Annotated in this window: 15 protein-coding genes; 12 read left to right on the forward strand and 3 right to left on the reverse strand. The window is 57.4% G+C overall.

What is annotated here, in order from left to right:
• Window positions 1-28: 28 nt before the first annotated feature.
• Genes M2406_RS20900 through iolE form a run of 3 tightly spaced genes read left to right on the forward strand, consistent with a single transcriptional unit; the run spans window position 29 to window position 2,922 of the window.
• Window positions 29-1,042, forward strand: coding sequence for a Gfo/Idh/MocA family protein (locus M2406_RS20900; protein WP_012147333.1), 1,014 nt, complete (start codon window positions 29-31; stop codon window positions 1,040-1,042).
• A 39-nt stretch (window positions 1,043-1,081) separates the two neighbouring features.
• Entirely contained in the window at window positions 1,082-1,966 is an 885-nt protein-coding gene (locus tag M2406_RS20905; protein WP_012147332.1) for a sugar phosphate isomerase/epimerase family protein, read from the forward strand.
• 59 nt (window positions 1,967-2,025) lie between these two features.
• Entirely contained in the window at window positions 2,026-2,922 is an 897-nt protein-coding gene (iolE, locus tag M2406_RS20910; RefSeq protein ID WP_259191268.1) for a myo-inosose-2 dehydratase, read from the forward strand.
• 60 nt (window positions 2,923-2,982) lie between these two features.
• Here iolE and M2406_RS20915 read toward each other — a convergent pair whose 3' ends face one another.
• Together M2406_RS20915 and M2406_RS20920 are read right to left on the reverse strand one after the other, a co-directional pair.
• Window positions 2,983-4,161 (reverse strand): P1 family peptidase, encoded by a 1,179-nt coding sequence (locus M2406_RS20915; RefSeq protein WP_041418797.1) that lies wholly within the window; start codon window positions 4,159-4,161, stop codon window positions 2,983-2,985.
• A complete protein-coding gene (locus tag M2406_RS20920; RefSeq protein WP_112364239.1) occupies window positions 4,158-4,676 on the reverse strand; it encodes a GNAT family N-acetyltransferase in 519 nt (172 codons plus the stop codon). The genes M2406_RS20915 and M2406_RS20920 overlap by 4 nt, the downstream gene beginning before the upstream one ends.
• Window positions 4,677-5,063: 387 nt before the next feature.
• On the opposite strand from M2406_RS20920, the gene M2406_RS20925 reads away from it, so the two are divergent.
• The 4 genes from M2406_RS20925 to gntK all read left to right on the forward strand — a co-directional run bounded on the left by M2406_RS20925 (window position 5,064) and on the right by gntK (window position 9,164).
• Window positions 5,064-5,759 (forward strand): pirin family protein, encoded by a 696-nt coding sequence (locus M2406_RS20925; protein ID WP_012147328.1) that lies wholly within the window; start codon window positions 5,064-5,066, stop codon window positions 5,757-5,759.
• A gap of 131 nt (window positions 5,760-5,890) precedes the next feature.
• Window positions 5,891-6,886 (forward strand): gluconate operon transcriptional repressor GntR, encoded by a 996-nt coding sequence (gene gntR / locus M2406_RS20930; protein ID WP_017894317.1) that lies wholly within the window; start codon window positions 5,891-5,893, stop codon window positions 6,884-6,886.
• 329 nt (window positions 6,887-7,215) lie between these two features.
• The gene (gene gntT / locus M2406_RS20935; protein WP_012147326.1) at window positions 7,216-8,532 is read left to right on the forward strand and encodes a gluconate transporter; all 1,317 of its coding nucleotides are present in this window, start codon (window positions 7,216-7,218) and stop codon (window positions 8,530-8,532) included.
• A gap of 104 nt (window positions 8,533-8,636) precedes the next feature.
• Window positions 8,637-9,164 carry a gluconokinase gene (gene gntK / locus M2406_RS20940; RefSeq protein WP_259191269.1) on the forward strand — a complete coding sequence of 176 codons (528 nt, stop codon included), beginning with the start codon at window positions 8,637-8,639 and terminating at the stop codon, window positions 9,162-9,164.
• Window positions 9,165-9,212: 48 nt separating this feature from the next.
• On the opposite strand, the gene M2406_RS20945 is transcribed toward gntK, so the two are convergent.
• Window positions 9,213-9,806: a YhgN family NAAT transporter gene (locus M2406_RS20945; protein ID WP_012147324.1), complete on the reverse strand. Its 594-nt coding sequence runs from the start codon at window positions 9,804-9,806 to the stop codon at window positions 9,213-9,215.
• 238 nt (window positions 9,807-10,044) lie between these two features.
• Here M2406_RS20945 and asd point away from each other — a divergent pair, with 238 nt between their 5' ends.
• The 5 genes from asd (at window position 10,045) to glgA (ending at window position 18,679) form a co-directional block, all read left to right on the forward strand.
• Window positions 10,045-11,148 carry an aspartate-semialdehyde dehydrogenase gene (gene asd / locus M2406_RS20950; protein WP_115183594.1) on the forward strand — a complete coding sequence of 368 codons (1,104 nt, stop codon included), beginning with the start codon at window positions 10,045-10,047 and terminating at the stop codon, window positions 11,146-11,148.
• Between the two features lie 498 nt (window positions 11,149-11,646).
• Window positions 11,647-13,833: a 1,4-alpha-glucan branching protein GlgB gene (gene glgB / locus M2406_RS20955; RefSeq protein WP_012147322.1), complete on the forward strand. Its 2,187-nt coding sequence runs from the start codon at window positions 11,647-11,649 to the stop codon at window positions 13,831-13,833.
• Complete coding sequence (gene glgX / locus M2406_RS20960; protein WP_259191270.1) at window positions 13,830-15,815, forward strand: glycogen debranching protein GlgX; 1,986 nt, start codon at window positions 13,830-13,832, stop codon at window positions 15,813-15,815. The genes glgB and glgX overlap by 4 nt, the downstream gene beginning before the upstream one ends.
• Before the next feature lie 12 nt (window positions 15,816-15,827).
• Window positions 15,828-17,105 (forward strand): glucose-1-phosphate adenylyltransferase, encoded by a 1,278-nt coding sequence (glgC, locus tag M2406_RS20965; RefSeq protein ID WP_012147320.1) that lies wholly within the window; start codon window positions 15,828-15,830, stop codon window positions 17,103-17,105.
• 140 nt (window positions 17,106-17,245) lie between these two features.
• On the forward strand, window positions 17,246-18,679 hold the full coding sequence (glgA, locus tag M2406_RS20970; protein WP_012147319.1) for a glycogen synthase GlgA: 1,434 nt from the start codon (window positions 17,246-17,248) through the stop codon (window positions 18,677-18,679).
• Window positions 18,680-18,686: the final 7 nt, after the last annotated feature.

An 18,686-nucleotide genomic window follows, 5' to 3' on the forward strand; every position in this document is an offset into this window, starting at 1 on the left:
CCGCAACTATTTGAAGAGGATAACGAAAATGACACTGAACATTGGGGTTATTGGTACCGGCGCAATAGGTCGGGATCACATTCGTCGCTGCAGCAAAGTGTTGCAGGGCAGCCGCATCGTGGCGGTCAACGATATCAATCGTGACAACGCCGCCAAGGTGGTGAGCGACCTGAAGCTGGACGCCAAGGTGTATGACAATGGCCACGATCTGGTCAAGGCCGCGGACGTTCAGGCGGTGCTGGTGACCTCCTGGGGCCCGAGCCACGAAGAGTTCGTGCTGGCGGCGATTGCCGCCGGCAAGCCGGTATTCTGCGAGAAGCCGCTGGCGGTCACTGCGCAGGGCTGTAAAAACATCGTTGAGGCAGAGGCCAAACACGGCAAACGCCTGGTGCAGGTAGGCTTTATGCGCCCTTACGATCAGGGCTACCGAGCACTGAAGCAGGTGCTGACCAGTGGGCAAATCGGCGAGCCGCTGATGCTGCACTGTGCACACCGCAACCCCACCGTGGGTGAAGCTTACACCACGGATATGGCGATCACCGACACCCTAATCCACGAGATCGACGTGCTGCGCTGGCTGCTGGATGACGACTATGTTTCGGTGCAGGTGGTGTTCCCGCGCAAAAGCGCCAAGGCATTCCCGCACCTGAAAGATCCGCAGATTGTGCTGTTTGAAACCGCCAAGGGCACGCGTATCGACGTCGAAATCTTTGTTAACTGCCAGTACGGCTATGACATCCAGTGTGAAGTGGTGGGTGAAACCGGCATTGCCAAACTGCCGGAGCCGTCTTCAGTACAGATGCGCAGCGGGGCCAAACTCTCTACCGAAATTCTGACCGACTGGAAAGATCGCTTTATCGATGCTTACGACGTTGAGCTGCAAGGCTTTATCAACGACGTGCTGGCCGGCAAGTTGACCGGGCCTTCTGCCTGGGACGGCTATGCTGCAGCCGTGACGGCCGATGCCTGCGTGGCTGCGCAGCTCAGCGGCGAGATCGTACCTGTGACTCTGCCGCCGCGCCCGGCGTTCTACAACAAGTAGTGTGTTGAACGCGGTACTCACGTTTAAAGGGGAATCACCATGAAGATCGCTTTTGATGTTGATGTCATCAGGGACCTGGGCATCACTAAAATGGTTCAGCAGGTGGCGGACTGGGGCTATCAGTATATTGAGCAGTCGCCGCATCCGCAGATCAATCCGTTCTACAAGCACCCGAAGGCCGGGCGTGAAGTGATGGCGGAATACAAAAACGCGCTGAAGGCCACCGGCGTGGAGATTTCCTCATTTATCGTGGTGTATCGCTGGTCCGGCCCGGGGGAAGATCGTCGCCAGGCGGCGGTCAAAAACTGGCGCAGGATGATAGAGATCGCGGTGGAAATGGGTGTGCAGGTGATCAACACCGAACTGGCGGGCAACCCTAATGAGCCGGAGATCTGTGAAGAGCTGTGGTATCGCTCCATGGAAGAGCTGTTGCCGATTATCGAGCGCGAAGGTATTCGCATGGAGATCCAGTCTCACCCGTGGGACTTCTGCGAGTTGAGCAATGAAACCGCCGATATCGTCAAATCGCTACGTAGCGATCACGTCAAGTACCTCTACAGCGTGCCGCACACCTTCTACTACGACAAAGGCCAGGGTGACGTGGCCGGCATGCTGAAATATGCCGGTGACGATCTATCGCACGTGTTGATCGCCGACACCATGAACCATACCAAACACTGTCGCTATATCGTCAACCCGCCGGGTGTCGATGCCGCCGTGCACCAGCATATGGGCATCGGCGAAGGGGAAGTGGACTTCGATACCCTGTTCCAGACCCTGCGCGATATGGAGTTTGCCAATCGCAGCTTTAAGGTCGGCGGTGAGTCGATTATCTGCACCTCGCTGTTTGGTTATCCGGAAAGAATGAAAACCCAGGCGGTAGCGACCCGCGAGCGCATCGAAAAAGAGCTGCTGGGTAAATAAATTTCTCGGCTGCGCGGGGTGGCATCACCGTCGAGCCGTTTCGATTATTGAGGCTGAAAATGAATAAAGACAACGTAAAACTGGCCATCGCCCCGATTGGCTGGACCAATGACGACATGCCTGACCTGGGCAAAGAGAATACTTTCCAACAGTGCGTCAGTGAAATGGCGCTGGCCGGGTTCACCGGTAGCGAAGTGGGCAGCAAGTACCCGCGCGATCCGGCGGTACTGAAACCGATGCTGGATATCCGCGGCATTCAGATCTGCAACGCCTGGTTCAGCACCTTCTTCGCCGATGGCCTGAAAGAAAAAACCATCGATGAGTTTATTAACCATATGAATTTCCTGCATGCGATGGGCGCCAAAGTGATTGGCTGTTCCGAGCAGAGCAAGAGCATTCAGGGCACCACCAAAGGGGTGTTCGAAGAGAAACCGTATTTCAGCGATGAAGAGTGGCAGCGGGTGGCCGATGGCTACAATGAGCTGGCTAAAATTGCCGCTGACAAGGGGATGCAGGTCTGCCTGCACCATCATATGGGCACCGGCATCCAGACTACCGCCGAGATCGACCGCTACATGAGCATGGTGAACGACGACGTCTACCTGCTGTTTGATACCGGCCATGCCTACTACTCCGAAGGCAGCCAGCAGGCGATGATGGCAATTCTGGAAAAATATCTGCCGCGCATTAACCATGTGCATTTGAAAGACGTGCGCGACGAAGTGGTGGCAGAGGTGAAGGCCAATAAACTGAGCTTCCTCGACGGTGTGAAAAAAGGCACCTTCACCGTGCCGGGTGACGGGGTTATCGACTTCCGGCCGGTATTTAAACTACTGGACGAGCGCGGTTACAAAGGCTGGATGGTGGTGGAGGCCGAGCAGGATCCGGCGTTGGCCAATCCGTTTGAGTATGCGGTGAAGGCACGGCGTTATATCAAAGAGACTGCCAGCCTTTAATCCGGCCGAGATCTGCAAGGGGCGCTTGATTAATCAATGCGCCCCTTTTTATTCTGTCTGTCAGACGAGGGTTTTCCAGGTGGTGACCTGTCCGCCGGGCCATGGGGTTGCCGCGTACACGCCACGGGCGATCGCTCGCGCCAGGGTGTCCGCTGCCAGCGCACCAATCTGCAGCACCGCCAACTCTCGGCTGCCTTCGACTTTACGCTGGCCAGTGGACAGGGCAAACACCACGTCGCCGTCGAACGGGCTATGCAATGGGCGAATAGCCCGCGCCATGCCGTCCTGTGCCATCATTGCCACGCGTTTAAGCTCTACCCGGGTCAATGCCAAATCGGTGGCGATACAGGCCAGGGTGGTGTTCTTCCTGCCGCCCGTCGGTTCTTCGGGCATCCAGTCTTCGCCCTGGCCGTGCAGTTGTGCCAGTGCCGAGGCTCCGCCATTGCCAAACTCGCCGTTGATTTCATAAGGCGTAGCCCAGAAGGCGCGGGTGCCGGGGGCCACCACAGAACCCAGGCTGTTGACCGCTACCAGTGCGCCGACGGTAGCGCCATTAGCCGCCATGATTGAAGCCGACCCGAGGCCGCCTTTCAGCTTGCCCATGCCGGTCATGGCGCCATAGCCTGCGCCTACGGTACCGAGCGGGAAGTCGTGACCTGCTTTGCTCGCAGCCTCGATCCCCAGTTGACGATAAGGAGGATTAAGCTGCCAGTCTTTATCGCCGGCGTTGCTTAGATCGTACAGGCAGGCGGTGGGCACGATCGGGGAGACCGGCACGCCCGGAGCCGGGCGCAGCGCATAGCCTTTGCCCTGTTGCCCGAGCCAGGCGGCCACGCCATCCGCCGCCGCCAGGCCATACACCGAGCCGCCGCTCAGCACCAGCGCATCGAGGGTTTGCACCAGGTTATCTTCACCCAGCGCATCGGTTTCACGGGTTGCCGGGCCGCCACCGCGTACGTCGACGGCGGCTGTCGCCGGGCGATCCGGCAAGATCACCGTGGTACCGGTACGCACCCGACTGTCCTGGGCGACACCGACCCGCAGACCGGGCACGTCGGTAATCAGGTTACGGGCGCCGGTACGGACGGCTGGAGAGGTTGGCATCGCGGCCCCCAGAAAGGTGGTGGGAGAAAGGATGCCGATAGCACCCGTTACGCAGGCCAGCGTTTGCACAAAGGTGCGGCGGCTGACGGTGAAGGGGCGGTTTGCCGCCCCTGATCCACTTTTGCTTTCACTCATAATGAGGGTTTTTTCTGTTGTTCGCTGCGAAAACGCGCCATGTGATGGGAATCGACCAGCTCGCCGTCGCGTATTGCGTAGGCACGGCTGGTGCCTTCAATTTCAAAACCGAACTTGCGGTAAAGCGCAATGGCGGCCTGATTGTCGGTAAACACCGTCAGTTCGATGCGTTCGATGGCCGCCCAATTGTCGCAGAGGTCAATCATCGCGGTCATCAGACTGCTGCCGACGCCTTTGCCCTGATGACGGTCATCAACGCCAATGCCAAAGCTCGCCACGTGACGGCGGCGCACCCGCTGGTTCAGCATAAGGCCCAGTTGGCCGACGATTTGCCCGTCGATGCAGGCCACCAGGCTATGGGTACCCGGTTCAAGGTTGGCAAGGCGTTGGTGCCACGACTCGATTGAATGTAGTGGAAGATGTAGCGTGTCACGGTAAGCCTTCGGCTGAGAATAGAGTTGATGCAGGGCCTGTGCATCTGCCGTTTCCACGTGACGAACTACGATTTCACTCATTACGCTGCTCCTTTGGCTTACCGGTTGAATAACCTCTGAATTTATCCGTTTAATGTTTCGAGTCAATATTATTTCGGATTGGTTAAAAAAACGCTTTACAGATACGAATGATAATGATTATTATTGCGATGCGTTCTCGGGAGAGTATCAACCTTTGGTACCCTCGCTACGAAGGCACGACATTGCTCACATTGCTTCCAAGTATTACTTAGCCAGCTCGGGTGCTGGCTTTTTTTTTGCCTGCGTTCCGCCCTCCAAGCCTCCTCCAAATTCACTGCCCATGGCTCCATAACTCCATCTAATTTTTTGAACAGAGGGAAGAGTTTTTTGCGCTTTCTTATTCTGCTGTCAGGACTAGACTGTAAAAAACATTGAGGAGAGTTGAATATGATTTATTTACGTAAGGCAGAAGATCGCGGTCATGCCAATCATGGTTGGCTGGACAGCTGGCACACCTTCTCATTTGCCAACTATCACGATCCTGATTTTATGGGTTTTTCGGCGCTGCGGGTGATTAACGAAGACGTGATTGACGCAGGGCAGGGTTTTGGCACCCACCCGCATAAAGACATGGAAATCCTGACCTACGTGCTGAGCGGCACGGTAGAACACCAGGACAGCATGGGTAATAAAGAGCAGATCCAGGCCGGTGAATTCCAGATCATGAGTGCCGGCACCGGAGTACGTCACTCCGAATACAACGGTAATAGCGATCGTCCGTTGCACCTGTACCAGATTTGGATCATTCCCGATCGGGTCGGGCTGGAACCGCGTTATGAGCAACGCATGTTTGATGCGCCACAGGGGCGCCAACTGGTGCTGTCGCCGGACGCACGTGAAGGTTCACTGAAGGTGTTCCAGGACATGACGCTGTCCCGTTGGGCGTTAGGTAAAGACGAACTGGCGGAGTGCCCGATTGAAGCCGGACGTCGCGTGTGGATCCAGGTGGTACGCGGCAAGGTGACGGTCAACGGTCAACAGGCCGGCACCAGCGATGCTTTCGCGGTGTGGGATGAAACCGCATTGTCGATTAAGGCCGATGAAGACAGCGAAATCTTGCTGTTCGATCTGCCGCCAGTCTGATTAAGCGGTAAATATCAAGGGCTCACGCGGTGAGCCCTTTTTGCGTCGTACCTTCCAACAACCAACAATATCGGCCCCGGTTTTTTTTTGCTAAAATGAGCGCCCATTCACGGTTAGCCAGTTCATTGATAATGAAGAAAAAACGGCCGGTACTCCAAGATGTTGCAGACAAGGTTGGCGTAACCAAGATGACGGTGAGCCGTTATCTGCGTAATCCCGATCAGGTTTCTGCCGTCTTGCAGCAAAAAATTGCCGTCGCGCTTGATGAGCTGGGCTACATTCCCAACCGTGCGCCGGATATCCTTTCCAACTCCACCAGCCGCGCCATTGGCGTCCTGCTGCCGTCGCTGACCAACCAGGTGTTTGCCGAAGTATTGCGCGGCATCGAGAGCGTCACCGATGCGCACAATTACCAGACCATGCTGGCGCACTACGGCTATTTGCCGGAGCGTGAAGAACAGCGCCTGACCTCGTTGCTGTCTTATAATATTGATGGGTTGATCCTGTCTGAACGTCACCATACGCCACGTACCATGAAAATGATCGAGGTTGCGGGTATCCCGGTCGTCGAGCTGATGGACTGCGTTTCACCCTGTATCGATCTGGCGGTAGGTTTCAATAACTTTGAGGCCGCACGCCAGATGACCCAGCAAATCATCGCGCACGGCCATCGCCACGTGGTGTATTTCGGCGCGCGTCAGGATGAACGTACCATTATCAAACAGCAGGGCTATGAACAGGCGATGCGTGAATCCGGTCTGCAGCCTTACAGCGTGATGACGGCGCGTTCGTCTTCTTATTCCGCCGGGGGAGAACTGCTGCGTCAGGCGCAACGCGACTACCCGCAGATTGACAGTATTTTCTGCACCAACGATGACCTGGCAATAGGGGCTACCTTCGAGTGCCAGCGGCAGGGGCTGTCGATCCCCAACGATATGGCGATTGCCGGTTTCCACGGCCACGATATCGGTCAGGTGATGGTGCCGAAGCTGGCCAGCGTGTTGACGCCGCGTGAACGTATGGGGCAAATCGGCGCCGAACGCCTGTTGGCCCGACTGCGGGGTGAAACGGTCAGCCCGCGCATGGTGGACGTCGGTTTCACCGTGATCCCCGGTGGCAGTATCTGATCGGTTTTAAGCCATTTTAATTCTGGAACCGCGCTGCTTGGCGCGTTTTCATTTCCCTCTGTAAGCCTGCCCCCTGTTACCCCCATAAGTTTGATCTCTATCCCAGAACGGGAATTTTAGCCCATTACCCGGTTCCGGCGATCGGGTTGTTACCGGTATCATGATACCGGTAACAATGAGTGTGCGGTGATATTGATCGCGATAGAACCTTTGCCTCAGCACCACCTACAGCTCGTCTTCTAACACCGGGAAGAGCCTAAAAATACAACAAATGCGCGCTTTACGATCTATCGTAAAGAGGGTCTGCGATAAAAGGTTGGAGAAAAATTATGCCATTAGTGATTGTTGCAGGCGGCGTAGCGCTGCTGCTGCTGCTGATGATTCGCTTTAAGCTGAACGGTTTTATCTCTCTGATTCTGGTTGCTCTGGCGGTCGGGATCACCCAGGGGATGCCGGTCGATAAAGTGATCGGCTCCATCAAGGCCGGCGTTGGCGGCACGCTGGGCAGTCTGGCGTTGATCATGGGTTTTGGTGCCATGCTCGGCAAGCTGCTGGCGGACTGCGGCGGTGCCCAGCGCATCGCCACTACGCTGATCGAAAAGTTCGGTAAAAAACACATTCAGTGGGCAGTGGTGCTGACGGGCTTTACAGTCGGCTTCGCGCTGTTCTATGAGGTGGGTTTCGTGCTGTTGCTGCCGCTGGTATTCAGTATCGCCGCTTCCGCGCGCGTTCCTCTGCTGTATGTCGGCGTGCCAATGGCGGCTGCGCTATCGGTAACCCACGGTTTCCTGCCGCCGCACCCTGGCCCAACGGCGATCGCCACCATCTTCCATGCCGATATGGGTAAAACCCTGCTGTACGGTACGCTGCTGGCTATCCCGACGGTGATCCTGGCCGGTCCGGTTTATGCCCGCTTCCTGAAAGGTATCGACAAGCCGGTACCGGAAGGCCTGTATAACCCAAAAATCTTCACCGAAGCGGAAATGCCAAGCTTTGGTATCAGCGTGGCAACCTCTTTGGTGCCGGTGATCCTGATGGCGCTGCGCGCGGTAGCCGAAATGGTGCTGCCGAAGGGTCATAGCCTGTTGCGCTTTGCCGAGTTCTTCGGCGATCCGGTAATGGCGACGCTGATTGCGGTGCTGATTGCTATCTTCACCTTTGGCCTGAACCGTGGCCGCACCATGGATGAAGTGATGGGCACCATCACCGACTCCATCAAGATTATCGCCATGATGCTGTTGATCATCGGCGGTGGCGGCGCGTTCAAGCAGGTGCTGGTCGACAGCGGCGTAGAGAAATATATTGCCGCCCTGATGGAAGGCAGTAACGTCTCGCCGATCCTGCTGGCATGGTCGATTGCCGCCGCGCTGCGTTTGGCTCTGGGTTCGGCTACCGTGGCGGCGATTACCGCCGGGGGTATCGTTGCTCCGCTGATCGCCACTACCGGCGCCAGTCCGGAACTGATGGTGATCGCGGTCGGTTCAGGCAGCGTGATTTTCTCTCACGTCAATGACCCGGGTTTCTGGCTGTTCAAGGAGTACTTCAACCTGAGCATCATGGAAACCATTAAATCCTGGTCGGTGCTGGAAACCATCATTTCAGTCTGTGGTTTGGTAGGTTGCCTACTGCTGGCGACGGTCGTCTAAAATACTGAGGTTTCCGGCACCTTGGCGGTGTCGGAAACTATTTTGAGTTTGGGGCGCATTTGATGACGCTACCAGCGTCATCTGATCCCATAAGGGCATGACATATGAGCAATCCACAGCACCACGTATTTATTTTGATGGGCGTTTCAGGCAGCGGAAAATCCGCCGTGGCCAACGCCGTTGCCCATGAGGCCAATGCCGCCATGCTGGACGGCGACTACCTGCATCCGCGTGCCAACATCAATAAAATGGCCGCCGGGCATGCATTGGACGATAACGATCGTGCCCCGTGGCTGTCGGCGTTGAATGACGCGATTTTTGCCATGGAGCGCACCAACGATGTTTCACTGCTGGTCTGTTCGGCGTTGAAAAAAAGCTATCGTGACCGCCTGCGCGAAGGTAACCGCAACCTGCATTTCATCTATCTGAAGGGTGACAAGGCGGTGATTGAAGAGCGTCTGAAGCAGCGCAAGGGCCACTTCTTCAAGCCGCAGATGTTGGTTTCCCAATTCGCTACTTTAGAAGAGCCGAACGAGCAAGAACAAGACGTGCAGGCGATCGAGATTGACCAGCCGCTGGACGGCGTGGTGGCCGATACCCTGGCCTATATTCGTCGTGTTGCAGCCCAGTAAGCCGGGCTGCCGCCACTTCTCGGCGCCGCACTGGCGCCAGTAGCTTCACTACAACTTCATGTAAGCTCTCACGCCGTCCAGGAACATCTGGGTCGACAGCATCACCAGAATCAGCCCCATCAGCCTTTCCAGCGCGCTCACCCCTTTGCTACCCAGCAGGCGCAGGAACAGGTTCGACATCAGCAAAATAGCGGCGGAAATCCCCCAGGCAATCAGCAGCGCCACCACCAGATATGAAATCTGGTTTGGATACTGGTGCGACAGCAGCATCAGCGAGGCCAGAATCGAAGGGCCGGCCACCAGCGGGATGGCCAGTGGCACCAGGAAAGGTTCTTCACCGGCGGAAAGCCCGCTGCTGTCACCTTCCTGCGAGGGAAAAATCATCTTGATGGCGATCAGGAACAGAATAATCCCGCCGGAAATGGATACTGTTTCGGTGCGCAGATTAAGGAACGCCAGAATTTTTTCACCGGCAAACAGGAAAATCAGCATCAACAGCAGGGCGATCAGCAGTTCACGGATCAACACCACCCGACGACGACGCGGCTCCAGGTGCTTGAGCACCGACATGAAAATCGGCAAATTGCCCAGCGGATCCATGATTAAAAACAGCAACACTGTGACCGAAATCATCTCTGTCATTACTACCTCTGAATCTGAAAAGTGCGTCGGTCATCCCGACCGCTTAATAACCTATACCCTATGACTTTCAAGTTACAGCCAGGCGACCAGCTCGCTCATCCCCAGGTATATAAGAAGGATTGCTGAGAATCGCTCACCCATCGAATAAATTCACTTTGCGCCTGCGCTGACATTTTGTAAGGTGGAGAGATATTGCACACAACTTATAGCAGTCATCCTCCAAGGCAGGACAGTCATTATGAAAAACGTTGGTTTCATCGGTTGGCGCGGAATGGTCGGCTCCGTACTCATGCAACGCATGACACAAGAGCGTGATTTTGACGCCATTCGCCCGGTCTTTTTCTCCACCTCGCAACACGGCCAGGCGGCACCCACCTTCGGCGGCCAGCAGGGCACGTTGCAGGATGCTTACGATGTTGATGCGCTAAGCGCGCTCGACATTATTATTACCTGCCAGGGCGGCGATTATACCAACGAAATTTACCCAAAGCTGCGTGAAACCGGCTGGCAAGGGTACTGGATCGACGCGGCTTCTTCTCTGCGCATGCAGGATGACGCGATCATCATTCTGGATCCGGTCAACCGTGACGTGATTCAGCAGGGCCTGGATAAAGGCATCAAGACCTTTGTCGGCGGTAACTGCACCGTCAGCCTGATGCTGATGTCGCTGGGCGGCCTGTTCGCCAATGATCTGGTGGAGTGGGCATCCGTTGCGACTTATCAGGCGGCCTCCGGCGGTGGCGCGCGTCACATGCGTGAACTGCTGACTCAAATGGGCATGCTGCACGCCGACGTGGCGAAAGAGCTGCAGGACCCGGCTTCGGCGATTCTGGATATCGAGCGTAAGGTCACTGAGGCCACCCGCAGCGGCAAACTGCCGACCGATAACTTTGGCGTGCCGCTGGCCGGCAGCCTGATCCCCTGGATTGACAAGCAGCTCGATAACGGCCAGAGCCGTGAAGAGTGGAAAGGCCAGGCGGAGACCAACAAAATCCTGAACAGCGGCCTGGTGATCCCGGTCGACGGTCTGTGCGTGCGCGTTGGCGCGCTGCGCTGCCATAGCCAGGCGTTTACCCTGAAGCTGAAAAAGGACGTTTCGCTGCCGGAAATCGAACAAATGCTGGCGACCCATAATGACTGGGTGCGGGTGATCCCGAACGACCGTGAACTGACCATGCGTGAACTGACGCCGGCAGCGGTCACCGGGACGCTGAACACTCCGGTCGGTCGCCTGCGCAAGCTGAATATGGGGCCGGAATACCTGTCTGCGTTCACCGTGGGTGACCAGTTGCTGTGGGGTGCGGCCGAGCCGCTGCGCCGCATGCTGCGCATCCTGCTGTAAACCTGAACTGTACTTCCCGGGGGCTGACCTCTTTTGGCCCCCAAAAGCCTTGTTTTCTTCCTTTTTCTTCGTTTCTGCGCGCTATGGACCAAATCGCTGCAAAGGGGGAAAAGCACACAAGTCATCATCACTTCTCCACGCGGGCAGCAGCGCAAAGACGCTGTCAGGCTGGCAGTTTTCTTAATGAAGAGTTTTCCTTGCTAATGGGCAATGTTTTTAACCGGCATTGGCTATGCTTAAAGGGCTGGCGGATACATTTTCACCAGCGCTAAAAATAAGCATAAAGAGCGGAATTCGGGCCGGGAAGGTGAGAATTGATCAATAACCGACCGCAATCACGCTTTAGATACCGAATGAATTGCATGATAACCAAAACGGCTATGGATTTAAGCGTTACGCCCGGTGGATCTCAAGGTGCAGCCATTTCGCGGCAACCTGAAAGACGATGAGCTTACGCGGCCCCTTATAAATCATGCTCTTAATCTTAGGAAGAAGACTATGCCTGTACTTCCCGATCGTGACGTGATTGATCAGCTTTTCTCCGGCAATTCTGCCGACCCCTTTTCTCTGCTGGGTATGCATGCGGCCGATAACGGTCTGCAGGTGCGTGCGCTGTTGCCTGATGCCAGCGAAGTCTGGCTGCTGGAGCAGCAAACCGGCCGGCGTCTGGTGCAGCTAAACTGCGACGATGCGCGCGGTTTTTTCAGCGCCACGGTACCGCGTCGCAAAACCCCGTTCCGCTATCAATTCGAAGTTCGCTGGCAGGATCATCAGCAGATCGTCGACGATCCCTACCGTTTCGGCACCCTGCTGCAGGATATTGACAGTTGGTTGCTGGCAGAAGGCACCCATTTGCGTCCTTATGAACGTCTGGGGGCACACCTCAGTACGCTTGATGACGTCGAAGGCGTCAGCTTTGCCGTTTGGGCGCCTAATGCCCAGCGCGTCTCGGTGGTTGGCGAGTTTAACTTCTGGGACGGCCGCCGCCATCCGATGCGCCTGCGGCGTGAAAACGGGATTTGGGAGCTGTTCCTGCCGGGGGTGAAAGCCGGGCAGCTGTACAAATACGAAATTATCGACTGCTACGGCAATACCCAGTTGAAGGCCGATCCTTACGCCTTCGAGGCGCAAATGCGGCCGGATACCGCGTCGCTGGTGACGCCACTGCCTGAGGTGGTGGAAAACACCCCGCAACGCCAGCGGGCCAATGATTTTGACCGACCGATTTCGATCTACGAGGTGCATCTTGGCTCGTGGCGGCGTCACACCGACGATAATTTCTGGCTCAGCTATGGCGAACTGGCCGTGCAGCTGATTGATTACGTCAAGGACATGGGGTTCACCCATATCGAGCTGCTGCCGATTAACGAGCATCCGTTTGACGGCAGCTGGGGCTATCAGCCGTTGGGGTTGTATGCCCCGACCCGGCGTTTCGGCACCCCAGCCGACTTCAAAGATTTTGTCGCGGCAGCGCACCGGGCGGGCATCAACGTGATCCTGGACTGGGTGCCGGGGCATTTCCCCAGCGATGCCTATGGCCTGGCGAATTTCGACGGCACCGCGCTGTATGAATACGCCGACCCGCGTGAAGGCTTCCATCAGGACTGGAATACCCTGATTTACAACTATGGCCGCCATGAGGTACGCAACTATCTGGCGGGTAATGCCCTTTACTGGTTGGAACGCTATGGCATCGACGCATTGCGTGTCGATGCGGTGGCTTCGATGATTTACCGCGATTACAGCCGTGCCGAAGGCGAATGGGTACCGAACTACTACGGTGGCAACGAAAATCTGGAAGCCATTGCCTTCCTGCGTTACACCAACCAGAGCGTCGGCAAGGAGCGGCCCGGTGCGGTGACGCTGGCGGAAGAGTCCACCGATTACCCAGGGGTAACGCTGCCGCCGGAATCTAACGGGCTGGGGTTCCACTACAAATGGAACCTGGGTTGGATGCACGACACGCTCAACTACATGCAATGCGACCCGGTACACCGCAAGTATCATCACAATCAGATGACCTTCGGCATGTTGTACGCCTACACCGAAAACTTCGTGCTGCCGATTTCCCATGACGAGGTGGTGCACGGCAAGAAATCGATTCTCGATCGCATGCCCGGCGACGCCTGGCAGAAGTTTGCCAACCTGCGTGCCTACTACGGCTTTATGTGGGCGCACCCGGGCAAAAAACTGCTGTTTATGGGCTGCGAGTTCGCCCAGGGCCGCGAATGGAATTTCGACAGCAGCCTCGACTGGCATCTGCTGGAAGGGCTGGACGGCTGGCATCACGGCGTGCAGCGGCTGGTGCGCGATCTTAACCATTGCTATCAACAGCAGGCGCCGTTGTATGAGCGTGACTACCGGCCGGACGGCTTTGAGTGGCTGGTGGTGGACGACCATGACAATTCGGTGTTTGCCTTCGCTCGCTATGATGCGCATGGCAATGAGCTGATCGCAGTCAGCAACTTTACCCCGGTGCCGCGTCACCACTATCGCATCGGTATTTCCCGCCCCGGTGAGTACCGGGAAATCCTCAATACCGACTCGCACCATTATCACGGCAGCAATACCGGCAACCAGGGGCGCGTGGTGTCCGAACAGATTGGCAACCACGGCCGCGAGCATTCGATTAGCGTGACCGTACCGCCGCTGGCGACCATCTACCTGCTGCGGGAGGCGCAATGACTGAGCTGACGCCCGGCATCGCCGCGCCTCTCGGGGCGCACTATGACGGTAACGGCATCAACTTTAGCCTGTATTCCGCCCATGCTACGGGGGTGGAGCTGTGTCTGTTTGACGAACAACAGCGTGAAGTTCGCCTGCCGCTGGCGACGCGCAGCGGTGATATTTGGCACGGTTATCTGCCGGGCGGCAAACCGGGCCAGCGTTATGGCTACCGGGTGCATGGCCCGTTTGATCCTGCGCAGGGGCTGCGTTTTAACCCCAATAAGCTGCTGCTGGATCCCGCCGCCCGCGCGGTCGAGGGGCCGGTGGCCGATGACCCCTACCTGCATGGTGGCTATGACCGGCCGGATCGGCATGACAGCGCCGAGCTGATGCCAAAGTGCGTGGTGATCGACGAAGCCTACGACTGGCAGGATGATTGCCCGCCGGCGACGCCGTGGGGCAAAACGGTGATCTACGAAGCGCATGTGCGCGGTCTGACCCTGCAACACCCGGATATCCCGCAGGTGCTGCGTGGCAGTTTTGCCGCGCTCGGCCACCCGGTGATGATCGCCTACTTCAAGCGCCTTGGCATTACCGCGCTGGAACTGCTGCCGGTGCAGCAACACAGCTCCGAGCCGCGCCTGCAGCGCCTCGGGTTGATTAACTACTGGGGCTATAACGTGCTGGCGCCCTATGCGCCGGATAACCGTTACTCCAGCCTGCGTACCGACATGACGCCGCTGCGTGAATTCCGCGACGCGGTGAAGGCGCTGCATAAGGCCGGGATTGAAGTGATCCTCGACGTGGTATTCAACCACAGCGCCGAGCTGGATACCGACGGACCGACGCTGTCGCTACGTGGCATCGATAACCCGGGCTATTACTGGCTCACTCCCGAGGGAGGCTACGTGAACGATACCGGCTGCGGTAACACGCTGCGGCTTGATCAACCACAGGGCGTAGCCTGGGTGATGGACTGCCTGCGTTTTTGGGTGGGGGAGTGTCACGTAGACGGCTTCCGCTTTGATCTGGGCAGCGTGCTCGGCCGCACGCCGGCGTTCGATCGCGACGCGCCGCTGTTCCAGGCGATGCTGGCGGATGACCTGCTGTCACGCTGCAAGCTGATTGCCGAACCCTGGGATATTGGTCCCGGCGGCTATCAGGTGGGTGAGTTTCCCGGGCGTTTTGCCGAGTGGAATGACCATTACCGGGACGATATGCGCCGCTTCTGGCTGCAGGGCGATATTTCGCTCGGCCAGTTCGCCCAGCGTTTTGCCGCTTCCAGTGACCTGTTCAACCAACGCGGGCGTGCGCCGTACGCCAGCATCAACATGCTGACCGCTCATGACGGTTTTACCCTGCAGGATCTGGTCAGCTTTAGCCGCAAGCACAACCAACTGAACGGCGAAGGTAACCGCGACGGCAGCGACCGCAACTTTAGCAACAACCACGGTGTTGAAGGCCCGATAGCCGACGACGCCATTGTGCAACGCCGTAGGGCCAGCCGGCAGGCACTGCTTGCCACGTTATTGCTGTCCCAGGGAACGCCGATGCTGCTGGCCGGCGATGAACATGGACACAGCCAGCAGGGCAACAACAATGCTTATTGTCAGGACAACGCTATCACCTGGCTCGACTGGGCCACGGCGGATGACTCACTCACCGCTTACACCGCCGCACTGATCCACCTGCGCCAACAAATTCCCGCCCTGCAGCATGACCGCTGGTGGCAGGAGGGCGACGGTAACGTGCAGTGGTTGAACGCGCAGGGGCAATCGCTCAGCGCGCAACAGTGGGAGCAGGGAGATCTGCAGTTGCAGATCTGTCTGTCACAACGCTGGCTGGTGGTAGTGAACGCCACGCAGCAGGCGGTGGAGATGACGTTGCCCGCCGGCGATTGGCAGCTTGTCGCCCCCTTTACTCAGGAAGATTCGCGGGCGGTCTTACCCGCCTGGAACCAGGCTGCGCACTCGATTTGCGTGCTGGTCAAGAAAAAATAAAAGGAGTCAGCTATGGTTAGGTTTGAAAATAAAGACCCCCTGATGTTGGCACGCCAACTGCCGATTAAGTCCGTCGCCCTGATTTTGGCCGGTGGCCGCGGTTCGCGTTTGAAAGATTTAACCTCAACCCGTGCCAAACCGGCCGTCCACTTTGGCGGTAAATTCCGCATCATTGATTTTGCCCTGTCGAACTGCCTGAATTCGGGGATCCGCCGCATCGGTGTGATCACCCAATACCAGTCTCATACCCTGGTGCAGCATATTCAGCGCGGCTGGTCGTTCCTCAACGAAGAGATGAACGAGTTTGTCGATCTGCTGCCGGCCCAGCAACGCCTCAGTACCGAGCACTGGTACAAGGGCACGGCGGATGCGGTGTACCAGAACCTGGACATCATTCGCCGTTACGACGCCGAATATGTGGTGATCCTGGCGGGCGATCATATCTACAAGATGGATTACTCGCGCATGCTGATCGATCACGTGGAAAAGGGCGCGCAGTGTACCGTTGCCTGCCTGCCGGTGCCGCGCGATGAGGCCAGCGAGTTCGGCGTGATGGAAGTGGACGAGAACGATCTGATCCTCGAATTTCTGGAGAAACCCAGCAACCCACCGCCGATGCCAGGTAACCCTGATATGTCGCTGGCCAGTATGGGGATCTACATTTTTAACGCCGACTACCTGTTCCAACTGCTGGAGGAGGACATGTCGACACCGGGCTCAACCCATGACTTCGGCAAGGATCTGATCCCGAAAATCACCGCCCAGAAAGCGGCGTGGGCGCACCCGTTCACGCTGTCATGCGTAACCTCCAACCCCGAGTTGCCGCCGTATTGGCGCGACGTGGGGACGCTGGAAGCCTACTGGCGCGCCAACCTTGATTTGGCTTCGGTCACGCCGGAGTTGGATATGTATGACCGCGCCTGGCCGATCCGCACCCATATGGAGCCGCTGCCGCCGGCCAAGTTCGTACAGGACCGTTCCGGCAGCCACGGCATGACCATGAACTCGCTGGTGTCCGGTGGCTGTATTGTCTCCGGTTCGGTGGTGGTGCATTCGGTGCTGTTCCCGCGGGTGCGGGTGAACTCGTTCTGCACCATCGACTCTACTGTATTGCTGCCGGACGTTAACGTCGGCCGTTCCTGCCGTCTGCGACGCTGCATCATTGACCGCGCCTGCCATATCCCCGAGGGCATGGTGATTGGCGAAAACGCCGATGAGGACAGCAAACGCTTTTATCGCTCGGAAGGCGGCATTGTGTTGGTCACGCGCGAAATGTTGTCAAAATTGTGAGTTAAGGTATCCGGCAGAACGATAGCCTGCCGCCATGTAAACGGATTGACTGATGGCTTGCAAAACGCGGATTAACAACAGCGGCAAGCCTGCTTTATTTCTTATCCAGAGGCATTTTTTGCCGACTCTCAGGAGTGATAATGCAGGTTTTACACGTATGTTCTGAAATGTTCCCCCTGTTGAAAACCGGGGGGCTCGCAGACGTGGTTGGCGCATTACCGGCGGCTCAGATCGCCGAGGGCGGCGATGTTCGGGTGTTATTGCCCGCTTTCCCTGACGTTCGTAATGGCATACCGGATTCCGTGCTGGTGGCGGAAATCGACTCGTTCGCCGGCCGGGTCGGTCTGCGTTACGGTACCTATCACGGTGTGGGCATCTATCTGATCGACGCCCCCTGGTTGTACGAACGCCCCGGCAGCCCTTATCACGACCAATCCATGAATGCCTATTCCGACAACCACCGGCGCTTTGCCCTGTTGGGTTGGATGGCCTGCGAACTGGCCAAGGGGCTGGACCGCTACTGGCGGCCACAGGTAGTGCATGCCCATGACTGGCATGCCGGGCTGGCCTGTGCCTATCTGGCGGCTAACGGCCACCCGGCGCGTTCTGTTTTCACCGTGCACAACCTGGCCTACCAGGGGCTGTTCTCCGCCCATCACGTGCCGGAACTGTGGTTGCCGCCTTCGTTCTTCAACATCTATGGCCTGGAGTTTTACGGCCAGATGTCATTCCTGAAAGCCGGTCTGTTCTACGCCGACCATATCACCGCCGTCAGCCCGACCTATGCGCGTGAGATCACCCGGCCGGAGTTCGGCTACGGCATGGAAGGGCTGTTGCAGGAACGCCAGCGGCAGGGGCGTCTTAGCGGCATTCTTAACGGCGTGGATGACAAGATTTGGGACCCGTCCCACGATCCGCGCCTGACTGCGCGCTATGACGCCGACAATCTGAAAAACAAGGCCAAGAATAAACTGCACCTGCAAAAAGCCATGGGGCTGAAAGTGGATGAGTCGCTGCCGCTGTTTGCGGTCGTCAGCCGTCTGACCAGCCAGAAAGGTCTGGATTTAGTCCTGGAAGCGCTACCGGCGCTGCTGGAGCAGGGCGGTCAACTGGCGCTGTTAGGGGCCGGTGATGCGGTGTTGCAGCAGGCATTTCTGGCCGCGGCCGCCGACTATCCGGAACAGGTTGGCGTGCAGATTGGTTACCACGAGGCCTTCTCGCACCGGATCATCGGCGGGGCCGATGTGATTATGGTGCCGAGCCGTTTCGAGCCCTGCGGGCTGACCCAACTCTATGGCCTGAAATATGGCACGCTACCGCTGGTGCGCCGCACCGGTGGGTTGGCGGATACGGTAGTGGACTGCGCGTTGGAGAATCTGGCCGACGGCAGCGCCAGCGGGTTTGTTTTTGATGATTGCGACGCCGTCGCTCTGGGTAACGCCATTCGGCGTGCCATGGTGCTGTGGAGCCGACCCAAGCATTGGCGTCACGTCCAGCGCCACGCCATGAGCGTGGATTTTGGTTGGCAAGTTGCGGCACAGGAATATCTGTCGCTTTATCAACGCTTATCGTAACTATTGT

Origin of the sequence: Serratia sp. BIGb0163 (genome assembly GCF_024809935.1) — a bacterium.
Taxonomy (GTDB): domain Bacteria; phylum Pseudomonadota; class Gammaproteobacteria; order Enterobacterales; family Enterobacteriaceae; genus Serratia; species Serratia quinivorans.